General features: G+C 41.3%; 8 protein-coding genes and 1 tRNA gene. 7 read left to right on the top strand and 2 right to left on the bottom strand.

What is annotated here, in order from left to right:
- Together GT641_RS06155 and GT641_RS06150 are read left to right on the top strand one after the other, a co-directional pair.
- A complete protein-coding gene (locus GT641_RS06155; protein WP_008401800.1) occupies positions 1 to 663 on the top strand; it encodes an ABC transporter ATP-binding protein in 663 nt (220 codons plus the stop codon).
- A 160-nt stretch (positions 664 to 823) separates the two neighbouring features.
- Positions 824 to 2,122 (top strand): AAA family ATPase, encoded by a 1,299-nt coding sequence (locus GT641_RS06150; protein ID WP_008401801.1) that lies wholly within the window; start codon positions 824 to 826, stop codon positions 2,120 to 2,122.
- Positions 2,123 to 2,147: 25 nt separating this feature from the next.
- Here the strand turns inward: GT641_RS06150 and GT641_RS06145 are convergent, their stop codons facing one another.
- Positions 2,148 to 2,552, bottom strand: coding sequence for a hypothetical protein (locus GT641_RS06145; RefSeq protein ID WP_044945563.1), 405 nt, complete (start codon positions 2,550 to 2,552; stop codon positions 2,148 to 2,150).
- A 277-nt stretch (positions 2,553 to 2,829) separates the two neighbouring features.
- Positions 2,830 to 2,903 (bottom strand) — tRNA-Pro (locus GT641_RS06140).
- A gap of 460 nt (positions 2,904 to 3,363) precedes the next feature.
- Here GT641_RS06140 and GT641_RS06135 point away from each other — a divergent pair.
- The 5 genes from GT641_RS06135 to GT641_RS06115 form a co-directional block, all read left to right on the top strand.
- Positions 3,364 to 5,805, top strand: coding sequence for a LuxR C-terminal-related transcriptional regulator (locus GT641_RS06135; RefSeq protein WP_161117081.1), 2,442 nt, complete (start codon positions 3,364 to 3,366; stop codon positions 5,803 to 5,805).
- Between the two features lie 171 nt (positions 5,806 to 5,976).
- Positions 5,977 to 6,180, top strand: coding sequence for a helix-turn-helix domain-containing protein (locus GT641_RS06130; protein ID WP_008401806.1), 204 nt, complete (start codon positions 5,977 to 5,979; stop codon positions 6,178 to 6,180).
- A 278-nt stretch (positions 6,181 to 6,458) separates the two neighbouring features.
- On the top strand, positions 6,459 to 8,261 hold the full coding sequence (locus tag GT641_RS06125; protein WP_161117080.1) for a bifunctional homocysteine S-methyltransferase/methylenetetrahydrofolate reductase: 1,803 nt from the start codon (positions 6,459 to 6,461) through the stop codon (positions 8,259 to 8,261).
- A 79-nt stretch (positions 8,262 to 8,340) separates the two neighbouring features.
- Positions 8,341 to 9,708, top strand: coding sequence for an MATE family efflux transporter (locus GT641_RS06120; protein ID WP_161117079.1), 1,368 nt, complete (start codon positions 8,341 to 8,343; stop codon positions 9,706 to 9,708).
- Positions 9,709 to 9,961: 253 nt separating this feature from the next.
- Positions 9,962 to 15,109, top strand: a 5,148-nt coding sequence (locus tag GT641_RS06115) for a SpaA isopeptide-forming pilin-related protein (RefSeq protein ID WP_161117078.1), incomplete at its 3' end; no start/stop codon positions are given.

The following is a 15,109-nucleotide window of genomic DNA, read 5'->3' as shown; positions in this document are numbered from 1 at the left end:
ATGATCGAATTAGAAAAGATTGAAAAAATATATAATGCAGGAAAAGCAACCGAGACGCATGCATTAAAGGATATTAATCTGAGAATAGAAGAGGGGGATATGGTTGCCATTACGGGACCTTCCGGTTCCGGAAAATCAACTCTGCTGCATATTATTGCGGGAATTGATTCGCCGAGTTCCGGAGAATATCGTTTTTGTGGGAAACTGGTTTCTGATATGTCTGATAAAGAAAGATGCAGAATACGCAATCAAAAGATAGGGATGATCATGCAGGATTTTGGACTTCTTGGAAACGATACAGTTCTGCGAAATGTATGTCTGCCCGAAGTGATCGGAGGACGATATAACCGCAAATTTGAAAATAAAGCAAAGGAGATATTGTCGGCTGTCGGGCTTTCAGGACTAGAGCAAAAAAAGACAAATCAGTTATCCGGTGGACAAAGACAGAGGGTTGCGATCGCCAGAGCATTGGCAATGGATGCAAAAATAATTATTGCAGATGAACCAACGGGAGCGTTAGATTCTGAAAATACCGATAGTCTTATGGATTTATTGTTGGAACTAAACAGACAGGGGATAACGATCATTATCGTATCGCATGATCCAAAGGTTGCGATGCGGTGTCCGATCCGGTACAGGATAGAGGATGGAAGAATTGAATGAGTATATTTATCACCTGAAAATTGTTGAGTTTATAAAAATTACCACCTGAAAAATGCTATAGACGAACAAATTACCACCTGAAAAATGTTGATAAAATATAAATAAAAGCATATAATATTGGCATAACTGCTACGGATAAGTGCAAAGGTGGTATGAAGTTATGGAAAGAGATTTATTTATAAAGTTAGAAAAATGGAAGGATAAGAAAAAAAGAAAACCTTTAATTATCCAAGGTGCCAGACAAGTTGGAAAAACATGGATTATGAAGGAATTTGGTGCGCGATATTTTAAGAATACAGTATATATTAACTTTGATAATAATGAAATTATGAAAAGGGTATTTCAAATTGATTTTGATATTGCGCGTATTGTATCTGCTATTAAAATTGAGTATGGAAAAAGTTTTGAAGCAGCAGATACATTGATTATATTTGATGAAATACAAGAAGCGCCTGAGGCTCTTACATCGTTAAAATATTTTTATGAAAATGCACCACAATATGCCATAATTGCTGCAGGATCATTATTAGGAGTAGCACTTCATAGTGGTACTTCATTTCCTGTTGGAAAGGTAGACTTCATGCAGCTTTATCCTTTGAATTTCAGCGAGTTTTTATGCGCAAATGGTGAAAATGAGTTGGCAAAATTATTACAATCGCGTGATTATGAAATGATAAATGCCTATTCTATAAAATATACGGAGCTATTAAAAAAATATTACTATATAGGTGGAATGCCAGAAGTTATTCAAACATATTTAGATACAGATGACTTTAATGAAGTAAGAGAAATCCAGAAGAATTTACTGAAGTATTATGAAGAGGATTTTAGTAAGCATGCACCCAGAGATGTAATTCCAAGAATTATGATGGTATGGAATTCTATTCCGGCTCAGCTTGCAAAAGAAAATCGTAAGTTTATTTATGGTTGTGTGAGGGAAGGCGCCAGAGCAAAGGATTTTGAATTAGCAATCCAGTGGTTGGAAGATGCCGGTTTGATTATAAAAAGTTATCGTGTTAGTAAACCGGATATTCCTTTGATTGCATATATGGAGATGAGCAGCTTCAAGATGTTTATGATTGATGTAGGGCTTCTTGGGGCAAAGGGAAATATTGCAGCAAAAGTGTTGCTGGATGGGTGTAGAATTTTTGAAGAATTTAAAGGAGCATTGACAGAACAGTTTGTTGCACAGCAGTTAAAAGCAGCTGATAGAGAATTGTATTATTACTCTACAGAAAATTCCAGTGGGGAGATTGACTTTTTGATACAACAGGAGATGCAGTGTATTCCTATTGAGGTAAAAGCAGAAGAAAACCTACGAGCAAAGAGTTTGCGAGCTTTTTGTGAAAAATATAAACCTGAAATGGCAATACGATCTTCTATGTCGAAATTTAGAAAACAAGATTGGATGGTGAATGTTCCATTGTATATGCTGGATCAATTTCTCAGCACCCTATGAGTAACCATAGGGTGCTTTCAGAAATTTACTTCAACACCGTGCCATCTGCAAGAGTGATGGTGTAGCCGTTGAAATTGATCGTGCCATTATTGGTAAGGCTGCTGATCGTGCAGTTACCAGTCAGATTCCAGGTGCTTCCGGAATCAATCGTAACAACGGCATTGTCGGAGACAGCAGTACCACCATCGGCATTATCGATAATGTTGATCGTTCCGTTAAAGGTGCTGTTATCAGATAATGTCATATCAAGCGTGGAGATCGTATCCACAACGATATCACCGTCTAAGGTCTGGTCGCTTGCGGAAAATGTTACCTGTGCGCCATTTGCTCCAGCGGTACCCCAGCCATGGGAAGCGGAGTTGCCGCAAATATTCATCAGGTAGCTGTCGCTGTCTTTATTTGTGATCGTTCCATCGGAAAGAGAGATCACACAATTCGTATTTGTAATGTAAATATCGCTGCACGAGGATTAGAGTGGAAACGACTTACGAAATAATAGGTAGATGATATAGATGTACAGGAACTATTTAATTTACTTGTATTCTAAAAGGGAATCCTTAAACGAACTTTAAGACAGAGAAAAATACTGTCGGTGACAAGATAAAAATTCGCTTACCTGTATGCGCGGTTATAAAACAATCCGTTTCTTGTGTTGAAATACAAAAATGGATTGTTTTATAACTGTGCGTAAAAAAGAGCATAAAAAATCGGCGCGACAGGATTTGAACCTGCGACCTCTTCGTCCCGAACGAAGCGCTCTACCAAGCTGAGCCACGCGCCGAAAGAAAATCCATACTCAAATGTATGGATCTCAATACCTGTACTAGTATAAATATTTATTCTGAAAAAAGCAAGTGTTTTATTTGAAAGAATGAAAAATAATAAAAAAATGTGCAATACTAGCCGTTTGTCCAGTGTACAGTGCGCCAAAACAAGTGATATAATGAGTGAATAACCCCGGCAAGCAATTACACAGCATGCCTGCTAGCAGGCAAAGCTGTGTAATTATTTGCCGGGCAAACAGACATGAGCATGAAGGACGAAAGTCCGGAAAGCGAATGGCTGAGGCGATTTCGGGAGTTCGAAGAACGGAGAAATCGTAGTTATTCACGGAGAAGAGACATGAGCATGAAGGACGAAAGTCCGGAAAGCGAATGGCTGAGGCGATTTCGGGAGTTCGAAGAACGGAGAAATCGTAGTTATTCACGGAGAAGAAGAAACAAGCGAAAGGAACAGCGGTTATGAACGGAAATCCATCAATAGAAAAAGGCGACTATATCAAACCGAAAAAAGCCTGGCGGTTGCTGAAGACGGCAGACGATGAGAACATAACCGCATATATATTTGGAGTCAGCGGAACCGGAAAAAGTGAGTTGATCACCCATTATCTGGGTAAGAGAAAATATAACCTGTTCCATGCAGGAGAAATAACGGCAGAGAACCTTGAGATTCCGGAGGAAACAGCCAGAAAGATTGTTGTGATCGATGATATACATGAGCTTACATGGGAAGAAGATGATGAACTCCGAAACGCAATTTTTAAGTTAATTATGAGGGAGGATGTCTGGATGATCCTGGCTGGCAGATGCCCTGTTCCCCCATGGCTTTCAACGCTGCGCTTCCGGGAAGGCTTTTATATTATAGATGAAAGCATGCTTATTATGGATATGCCGTCAATCTTGAAATATATAGAGCTGACACAGATGGTTCTGACTGAAGAGCAGAAGAAGCGACTGGCAAGAGAAACCTATGGTATGCCATTTGCATTAAACGTAGCAACAACCATGTACTACGAACTGGGATATGAAAATGGATTGTCTGATCCGGAGTACGATGAGTACTCAAGAAAAGTAACAGAGCAGATGTGGAATTATCTTGAGTTCCATGTATACGATAATTGGGATATCCAGATGCAGGATTTTCTGATGAAAATATCGATCGTAGATACATTTACCATACGGCTGGCTGAGATGATCACGGGAGCGAATGATGCAGAGAATCTGATCGAGCATGCAAGATGGATGGGTAATTTCTTAGATGAACAGATGGGAGCAAACGGAGAAAAAATCTATAAGCTTCGAGATCATATGCGATTATCCATGTTGCGCAGAATGAACAGAAAATACACAAAAGAACAGATAAAAAATGTATATGAAAATGCAGGATTGTTTTATCAGTTAGCAGGCAGACCTTTACAGGCACTTGAAATGTACGAGAAAGCAGACGCGATGGAACGAATGGTATCTATTCTGATCGATAATGCAAGAAAGTCAGCAAACAGTGCGTATTATTATGAATTGAAGAAATATTATCTTGCGTTGTCGGAGGAGATCGTGAAGAAAAGTCCGGAGCTTATGTGTGGCATGAGTATGCTGCAATCGTTGTTGTTGAATCCGGAGGAAAGTGAACGCTGGTATTCGGAGCTGCAGGCATTTGCAGACAGTCATCAGGGCAGTATTCGCAAGGTAGCAAAGAATAATCTGCTGTATCTGGAGATCGGATTGCCTCATAGAGGTTCAGCGGATATGATAAGTATTATGAAGAATGCATATCGACTGGTATTTGACAGGCAGGCGACATTGGGCGAATTTTCAGTTACTTCTAACCAACCGTCTATGATGAATGGAGGAAAAGATTTCTGTGAATGGAGCAAAAAAGACCGCGAACTGGCAGGCAAGATAGGTAAGCTTGTGGAATTTGTTCTTGGCAAATACGGTAAAGGCCTGATCAATCTGGCATTGGCAGAGAGTTTTTTTGAAAAAGGCGAAGACAATTACGAGGTGGCTGTCCTTGCAAATAAAGGTCGTATGCAGGCAGAAGCCGGAGGCAAGATTGAACAGTGTTTTGTAGCTGACGGTATCCTTGCATGGCTTCATATCATAAACGGAAAAGTTCAGGAGGCAGAAGAAGTTCTCCGAAGCTTTTATGAGAAAGCTGAAAAGGAGGGGGCAGTAAAGCTGTTGCCGAACATACAGACATTTCTTGCCCGATGTGCACTGTATAAGGGCGAATGGGCAGAAGTAAACCGGTGGATGGATCAGACGGTAGATGAGAATGTGGAATTTTCAATCTATGACAGATTTATTTATCTTACAAAGGTTCGGGTATACATTCAACGAGGCAAATATGAACAGGCATACAGTTTATTGGTGAAGCTTCAATATTATGCCGAAGTCATGAAACGTACTTATATTCAGATCGAGTGCAGATTACTGATGGCGATCACGATGTATCGTATGGGAAATAAAGCCTGGCGGGAAGAATTGCAGGCAGGGATAAAGGAAGCGGCAGATTATCATTTTGTAAGAGTGATTTCCAGAGAGGGAGCAGCTGTCTATCCGCTGCTTCAAGCATTGCCGTTTGTACCGGAAGAGGTGGAAGATGATCCGAAACTTATAAAAAAGAATCGTCAGTATCATAGACAGGTGATGAAAGAGACAGAGAGTGTTGCAAGATCATATCCGGGATATCTGAAAATGGGAAAGGCAGAAGTCCGGATAAGTGAGACCGGTATCCGTATCATCAAACTTCTGGCAGAGGGATTCTCTAGGATCCAGATTGCGGAGCAGCTTAATATGACGGAGGCAAATGTAAAATATCATATGGCACAGACATATAAAAAACTGGGAGTAAAAGACAAAGCCGGCGCAGTTATGGAAGCGAAGAACAGGAATCTGATCTGATTCTGCATGTCATTTTTGGGGAAACAGCCTCGAAAATGGTAAAGAAATGGTAAAATAATGCAGAAAACAAGACATTTTTGCAAGGTGTATTGCAAATCCTGCGTTATTTATATAAACTAAACTATATATTGGTTTGGGGACAAATACAAAAGGGTTAAGGAGGAAAAAAGCATGGATGAGAAAGAAGTATACGGAAATGAGGTTCGCAAACTTCGTGACAGTATGGGTATGAATCGTAAAAAATTCTGCGATTATTATGGAATCCCATATCGTACCGTGCAGGATTGGGAGGCCGGAAAAAGAAAGATGCCGTCCTATGTGCTTCGGATGATGAAGTACGTTGCCGAGAAGGAACAGATGATAAGAGTATCATAAAGTTCCGATTAAAATGAAATGATCTGTATACAAGGGCAGTCAGAAAATGACAGACTTGTATGCAGATCATTTTTGCGTTATAAGAAGTAAGATGTTTTGCGGGTTTTGTTTGGAAGTACAGGAGTGGCAGATGCCATTTGGCTCTTGTGGCGGCATACCATTGAATTCTGATGGATGTCCATATATAATGGTGTGGAAAAAACGCCTAATGATAGACAAAGGCAGACTGTAGCACATAGGCCGAATTTGGAAACGGACAAGGAGATAAACAGATTTTTATGAGATTGAAAGAATATATACAGACAAAACGAATCATTGCAGACGGAGCATTTGGTACTTATTACATGTCATTATATGGAGATGGAAGTAAGCCGGAAAAAGGGCTTGCGATTTCAAATCTTCCGGAGCTTGCGAATATAACAGCACCGGAGCGGGTCATTGGCATCCACACCGAATACATAGAAGCGGGAGCACAGCTTATCCGCACGAATACATTTGCATCAAACACAAAGAGCCTTTTAAGTGATACAGAAGCGGTAAAAGAGAATATCCGGGCGGCAGTTACATGCGCGAAGGCAGCGGCAGAAAAGGCGGAGCATGAGATTTATATTGCAGGAGATATCGGCCCGATCCCCGCCGAGGGTGTACCGCATTCCGATAACCTGACGAAGGAATATATCATGATCGGAGAGACATTTATCGAGCAGGGAATCGACATTCTGTTATTTGAGACATTTCCGGAACTGGAAACGATTCTCCCGGCGATCGCATATCTGAAAGAGACACATGACTGTACGATTCTGGTACATTTCAGTGTCAATCAGTTCGGCTATAGCAATACAGGCCTGTCTGCGAAACGACTGATCGCGGATGCAGAGGCATGCAGATATATAGATGGCACCGGCTTAAACTGTGGTGTCGGACCGGGCCATATGAAGAAGCTGATCCGGAATATATCGGCAGACGATGCTACATTCCTTTCGGTATTCCCGAACTCCGGTTATCCGAAATATCTGAATAACCGTCTGACCTTTACGGATAATGCAGAATATTTTGCGGAGAAAATATCAGAGATCGCAGAGTCAGGCATCTGTATCTTCGGTGGATGCTGTGGAACAACACCGGATTATATTCGGAAGATAGCAGCAGGGATATCACCGGATTATCCGGTTGGCAGCAGGGAAACAGTGGCAGAGGTAACTGTATCTTCGGAGAAACCGGCATATGGTTTCATGGAGCGTCGGGTGAAGGATCCGTCCCATAAGCTGGTTGCAGTCGAACTGGTTCCTCCGTTAAATGCAGATGATGAGAAGTTACTCGATGCAGCGCATATATTAAAGAATGCAGAAGTCGATGTCGTGACTTTCCCGGATTCTCCATCGGGAAGAACCAGAGCCGATTCGGTATTGATGGCAGAGAAGATAAGACTTGAGACAGGACTGTGCGTTATGCCGCATATTTGCTGCAGAGATAAGAATGCGATCGCGATCCGTTCCACGATACTTGGAGCAAGTCTGAACCATATCACGAATTTCCTTTTGCTGACAGGTGATCCGGTTCCCGTATTATTCCGTCAGACGACAAAGAGCGTGTTCAATTTCGACTCTGTAGGAATGATGAAGATCGTTCAGGAAATGAACAGTGATACATTTAGCGAGCACCCGGTTACATATGGCGGTGCAATCAATCATAACCGGATGAATACAAAGGCAGAGACAGAACGAATCCGAAGAAAGATGGCGGCAGGAGCGACATTTTTTATGACCCAGCCGATCTTCTCGGCAGAGCAGGCAGAGATTATAAGGCAGATGAAGAAAGAGACCGGAGCTACGATCCTTGTCGGACTGATGCCGCTTGTCAGCAGGAAAAATGCTGTCTTTATGAAGAATGAAATGACGGGTATCGAGATACCGGATTCAGTTATAGATCGTTACAGAGAGGATATGAGCAGAGAAGAAGGAGAAAATTGTGGTATCCGGCTTGCCAGAGAATTCATGGCAATGACCGATGATTTTGCAGACGGATATTATTTTTCATTCCCATTTAACCGCGTTCATATGTTGAAAAAGATATTAGGATAATGATAGAAGTATGCCATTGCTAAGATTTTAGATGGTGGAAAGCTTACATGACAGATAAGACAGGAACAGAGGGATACAGATGAAGTCAGAAACGAAAAAAGGCACTCTGATGACAGAGGGAAGCATCGTAAAAAATATATTATTTTTTGCAATTCCACTAATATTAGGAAATCTGCTGCAACAGTTGTATAACACAGCAGATTCGATCATCGTTGGTAATTTTGTAGGAAAGAATGCACTTGCGGCAGTCGGCTCCAGTACATCGGTGATTTACCTGCTGATCGCATTCAGTCAGGGCGCTTCCGTAGGTGCAGGTGTCGTAGTTTCCCAGTATCTGGGCGCAAAGAAGAAAAAAGAGACAGAGGATGCTGTTCATACAGCCCTTGCAATATCTGTTATATTAGGCGTGATCCTTACGATCGGTGGTGTTCTGTTCAGCCGCAGACTTCTTTTGTGGATGCATACCCCGGAAGAAGTATTTGACGGCGCAGTTCTCTATCTGCAGATTTATTCTGGTGGACTGTTATTCAATGTTCTATATAACATGGCAGCAGGCATCCTGAACGCAGGTGGTAATTCGAAGCGTTCACTGATCTACCTTGCGTATGCATCGGTTACAAATATCATCCTCGATCTGGTTCTGATCCGGGGCTTTGGCATGGGTGTAGAAGGCGCTGCGATCGCAACGGATATCAGTCAGGTGGTATCAAGTGTTCTTGCGACCGGTTATCTGATGCGCGTAAAAGCAGATTACAGAGTTTCTCTGAGAAAGATAAAGATACATAGACAGATGGCAGGACGTATCGTGAAGATCGGACTTCCAACCGGAATCCAGAATATGGTCATTTCCCTGTCAAATATCCTTGTGCAGTCCAGTGTGAACGGATTCGGAGCAGATGCGGTAGCAGGATTTGGCGCATATCTGAAGATCGATGGCTTCAATATCCTTCCGGTTATGAGTATCAGCATGGCAGTTACGACATTTACCGGACAGAATTATGGAGCCGGAAAGATAGACCGGGTAAAGAAAGGCATGTGGGTGACGATCGCGATGGGATTGATCTATACGATCACCACAGGAATCCTGCTTCTGGTATTTTCAGACCCGTTGATGCGGTTATTCACAAATGATGATGCAGTCGTCGCATACGGAGAACTGGCGATGAAGTACTTCTGCCCGTTTTATTTCATTTTAAGTATCATGCACGGTCTGGCAGGAACCATCCGGGGGGCAGGAAAGAGTGTACCGCCAATGGTCGTACTGCTGACATCTTTATGTCTGTTCCGTATCGTGTGGATTCAGTTTATCCTTCCTACTTTCCATGATATCGACGGAATTTTTGTCTTATATCCGGTCTCATGGGCGTTCGGAGCGGCTCTTATGGTGCTCTATGCATGGAAGGGAAAATGGCTGCCTGCAAATACGGTCGGCAAACAGCTTTCTTAATTTAATAAACAAACTTAATCCTTGGCGAAATTTAATAAATACAACCTTGCTGCTTTGTTGACTTTTTTATGGTAATGGCGTATGATGTGATGAACTGGAACGTTTATGCCCTGGGGGTAGTCTGTTCATTTTTAGGCTAAGATTATATATCCGGTGCAGATCGTTAAACCAGATTATATATAAACAATTAAGAACAAGAATGCTAAACAAAGAAAAGAGAACTAAGAGCAACAAACAAATGGAGGTAAAGAGAATGGGAAGGAAAAGCAAAAAAATAATTGCGATTTTGTTATCTATGCTGATGGTCTTCTCAGTTTGTTCACCAATTACAGGGGGAGCAGGTCTTGGAAGTACCAGTGCAAAGGCTGGAGCGGAAGCCCGGACAGCGACAGCGTCAGATGCGGATGTCAGATTATATGGAGCCATGAGAGCGAGTGGAGATAAATATGATCTTTCATCATACCTTGACAGTGTTACAGTTGGAAAAAAGGAATCCGGCACTTATGTAGAAACAGATAAGGTTTTCGATGGAGATGATATTCAGATCAGTATAAAGTATACTATGCCAGATGGCATTATTTCTGAGGAGAATAATCAGGTAACTTATCAGTTGCCGGGAAACATTAAACTTTCATCAGAGATAAAAGATGGAGTAGTAAAAAGTGGTGACCTGACAGTTGGTACTTATACTATTGATGAGAATGGCTTAGTTACAATAACTTACAGAACAGATATGAGTAACTTTAATCCATCAAAGAAGTTCCCGGGTACATTGATCTTTAATTGTTCAGCAAATGCAAATAAAAAACAGGAAGAAGATTCTATCAGTTTTGATGGAAGTGGAACAACGATTAAGGTTGTTCCGGCAAAGGATGCATTTGATATTGATGCAACCAAAACAGGTGGTTCTTACGATTCTGCAACAAATAAAATACATTATACAGTTAAGGTATCTTCTGTAAAGGGAACCAGAGATACGGTAACAGTAACAGATACTGTGAATGATGCAAGTGGTATGTTTACCATTGATGCAAGCAGCATTAAAGTAAATGGAACTTCCTATAGTACCGGAGTGACAGTCGGTAAGACAAGTGAGAACAAAAGTACTATGACGATCAAGGATCTTCCAAAGCTTGATGCGGGAGAATCTTATACGATCGAATATGATGTTGATGTTGATCCGGATCAGGTGAAAAACCTGAATGGTTCAAAATGGATTAACAATCAGGCGAAAGTAGAAAGTAAGGATGAAGATGCAAGTAACGACAAAGACGCATATGTTAACACAGAAGTAAAACATGAGATGTTGACAAAGGGAGCTAGTGTATCAGGAAGCACGATCACATGGACGATCACAGTTAATGGTGCAGGAGAGAATCTGAATGGCTTTACCTTAAAGGATGTTCTTACTCCGCCGGCAGGAATGACGATTGATACCAGTGATATTAAGAATTTTACTGTTACACCTGCAAAGGATGGACTGACAGCAGATAAGTTATTTGGTTCAGGATATACCTTTACAGATGATGATACGAATAAATACACAATTACATATACATATACTTCAGAAAATGATATAAGAGATACTGAAGAAAAGTATAAGAATGATGCAGAACTGTCTGATCAGGATACAGATTATACCGCATCCAAAGATGCAACGATCGGAAAATCAGATTATCAGTATAAGAATTTCAAGAGTGCGTCGAATGAGACAAAGCAGGGAGGCGTCTATACCTGGGAGATAGGTGTCAGAATACCGGAAAGCGGAATACCTGCCGGCAGCTACACCAAAGATACCTTGGGAGATAAACTGATAATTAATAAGGATACATGGGGTATCACAGGTCTGCCGACAGGTGCAGAACTTGTATTCCATGGTACAGACGGTATAGATTATACAGATATAAATGATCTGCCGGATGGCGTAAATGCAGATGGATTTACGATCAACTATACACAGGATATACAGCGTACAGGATCTTTACGGGAATTCAGAATACAGTATACAACCTATGCCGACTATACAGGAATGAGCGAAGGGGATAAGAGAGTATTCCAGAATACTACGGCTCTTACGATCAATGGTAAGACAGAGCAGGATTCAGCAAATCATGAGTATGAGATTAAGACTCCGATGATTAAGTATGTAAATTCTGAGTCGGGTGATTGGAGTTGGAAGGCTGATGGCGAAAATAGTGTATTGGATTGCACAAATGCGTCATATGGCAAACTCAGATATCGTATCGCAATTAATCGCGATGGAGGACTGACTAATACGACATCTGATGTAGTTATTACGGATGAATTACCGGATGGTGCTACATGGGCTGAGTCAGAAGGCGTATATGCATATAGATATGATAGTAGTAAAAATGAGTATAAATCAAACTTAACAACAACTCAGTCTGGCAATAAACTGATATTTACACTGGATAAATCAGTATTTTCGACATCAGAGATTATTTATATCGAATATACATTGAATATGCCGAAGAAAAAGGGAAGTTATACAAATAAAGCTTCCATTGATGGCACAAATATATCTTCACAGATTACGCAGAAAGTCACGGGGGACAATACCTCTGATAATACTATAAGCAAAAATGGTGTTCAGCAGTTAGATGCAGATGGTAATGCAACATCTAAGATTAAATATACTGTAATTGTAAATCCGGATGGAGCGGATCTGCTTCCTGATTCCGATACAATTACACTTACAGACAAGTTGAGCACTATTGATGCTAATCTTCAGTCAGTTATCTTTAACAAAGATGATGTGGTGGTATATAACTATGATGAATCAGCAGCGGATAAAAAAGGACAACGTATATCTTCCGGCTTGTATCAGGTAGATACCTCAACGGCACAGACGATAGATGGAAATAATCGTGTATCATCTATCATATTTAAAGTGCCGGATGAGACTCCTCTGGTTATTGAGTATACCTATGATATACAGTATTCATCTAAGATGGCAGATCCGACAGTACAGATCAGTAATGCCATTTCATTAGACGGAACATCATACCATAAATCAAATGATATTAATTATACTGTCGCCTCATCATCAGCGACAGCGGGCAATAATCCTAGCCTGACCTTATATAAGACGGATTCAGGAAATATACATGTGAATCTTTCAGGTGCAAAGTTCCGTATGGAGAAGTTCGATTTTGACTCGACCAGTAAGACTGGAACATGGAATACAGAGAGTGAAATTCAGATTCCTGAGACAGGTTTGAACCTGACAACAGACAGCCAGAAAGCATCTGCCGATGATATTGTAGTAGAGAAGAAAGTATTATACAGATTAGTAGAGACGGAAGCTCCAACGGGATATACGATTGACAGTACTCCTATCTATATGATGTTTGGTACTGGCGGTAGTGATGAATCCTTATCGGATCTTAAGAAGGAGATTAAAGACAACGGCTTACAGTCTGCTGCAGGTTTACAGGATAATACGACGATTCATTTCTATATTAGTAAGGGTATGACAGATACTATTACGAACGATATAGATGATACAACAGTAGTTATAAGAAAAGAGTGGCAGAATGCAGATGGAAGTGCATTGACACCAACAAATGCACAGAGTGCAACCATTACTTTAAAACAGCAGAAGTATGAGAGAAATGGTGGAGATTATAAGACTGTAACGGTACATAATAAGTATGCTTGGAACAATACTCAAGAAGGGGTGGCGACTTACTATGTAAAACCTGGAACAAGCTGTACAATAACCTGGAATAATGGTTATGGTGCTTCTGGTGCGGATTTGACAGTAAGTACAAATGGAGGAACGGCTGAGACAAAATCTTTCACAAGTGAGTCATCAACTGCAAAAACTTATACATTTACAGTGGATGCAGATACTGATATTACATTTGCGCCAGATGATAACTGGTGGGATAACCCTGTAACTCCTGTAAATAATTGGCCGGTAGCTGTGTCTGCAGAATATCAGGAAGCACTTTTTGAAGCGACGGGAACAGCAACATCTGTATTTGCAGATGCCGGAAGTACAACACCGGTGGATCATGTATATACATTGAGTAATAGTAATTCCTGGGAGGAGATAGTAACAAAACTTCCTACCAAGGATGGAGAAGGTATAAGATATTATTACTTTATTGAGGAAGCAGATATACCGGGATACAAGGTAACATATTCAGCTAATAATAAGACGGGTATTAGTAGTGGTATATTGACAGCCGTTAATAAGGCGGATGCTCAGGTTGTGACCGGAGATCTGAAATTGATCAAAAAGGATCTGGATAATAATTATTTAGGTGGAGCAACATTCTATCTTTATAATTACGATGACACAAAGGCTGATTTCAAAGGCTCTGTAGTTGGTCACGGAACTTCTCAGAGTGGAACGGGAGAACTTACAATTACAGGTTTAGCTGTTGGAAAGTATATATTGGAAGAAACAACAGCACCTTCCGGCTTTTTGAAGCCAACAAGTACATGGACTGTAACGGTAACAGAAGATGCAGGAAAGGCCGTTGTGTCCATAGAGGGCTTAACAGCTGATGTAAATGGAGCATTTGGAATTATAAATTACAGTGAAACTCCGAAGGTAGGCAACCTGAAGCTGACAAAGACGGTAACTGGAGATAAGACACTCGCAGAAGTAAAGGCAAATATCAGCTTTAAGATTACCGGACCAAATGGCTACAGTGAGACAGTATCAGGAACACAGCTTGATGCAAGCGGCAGTGTACAGATTGATGGCCTTGCAATCGGAGACTACACAGTAGTCGAAACTGTAGCAGGAATCACAGGTTATACATTAACAACCAACCATAAGGTTGGAGACGGAAGTGAAGTTGATGGCAAGACAGCAACAGCAGCCGTACCAAACGGCGGAACAGCAGAAGTAGTATTTACAAACAACTACAAGAAGCAGGTCGGCAGCCTGAAGCTGACAAAGACAGTAAGTGGAGACAAGACGCTTGCGGATGTAGCAGCGGATATCAGCTTTAAGATCACAGGCCCAGACAGCTACAGCAAGACCGTAACCGGAGCAGAACTGTTAACAGCAGGCGGCAGTGTACAGATTGATGGCCTTGCATTAGGAGACTACACAGTAGTCGAAACTGTAGCAGGAATCACAGGTTATACATTGACAACCAGCCACAAGGTAGGAAGCGGAAGCAAAGTTGACGGAAAGACAGCAACGGCAGCTGTAACAGATGGAGCAACCAGCAACATAGAGTTTGTAAACAATTACAAGAAGCAGGTCGGCAGCCTGAAACTGACAAAGACAGTAAGTGGAGATAAGACACTCACAGATGTAGCATCAGATATCAGCTTTGAGATCACAGGCCCAGACAGCTACAGCAAGACCGTAACCGGAGCAGAACTGTTAACAGCAGGCGGCAGTGTACAGATT

It is taken from the genome of Clostridium sp. BIOML-A1 (assembly GCF_009874105.1).
GTDB lineage: Bacteria > Bacillota > Clostridia > Lachnospirales > Lachnospiraceae > Coprococcus.
The sequence above is the reverse complement of the archived record's forward strand: the minus strand, read 5'-3'. Positions and strand labels throughout refer to the sequence as shown.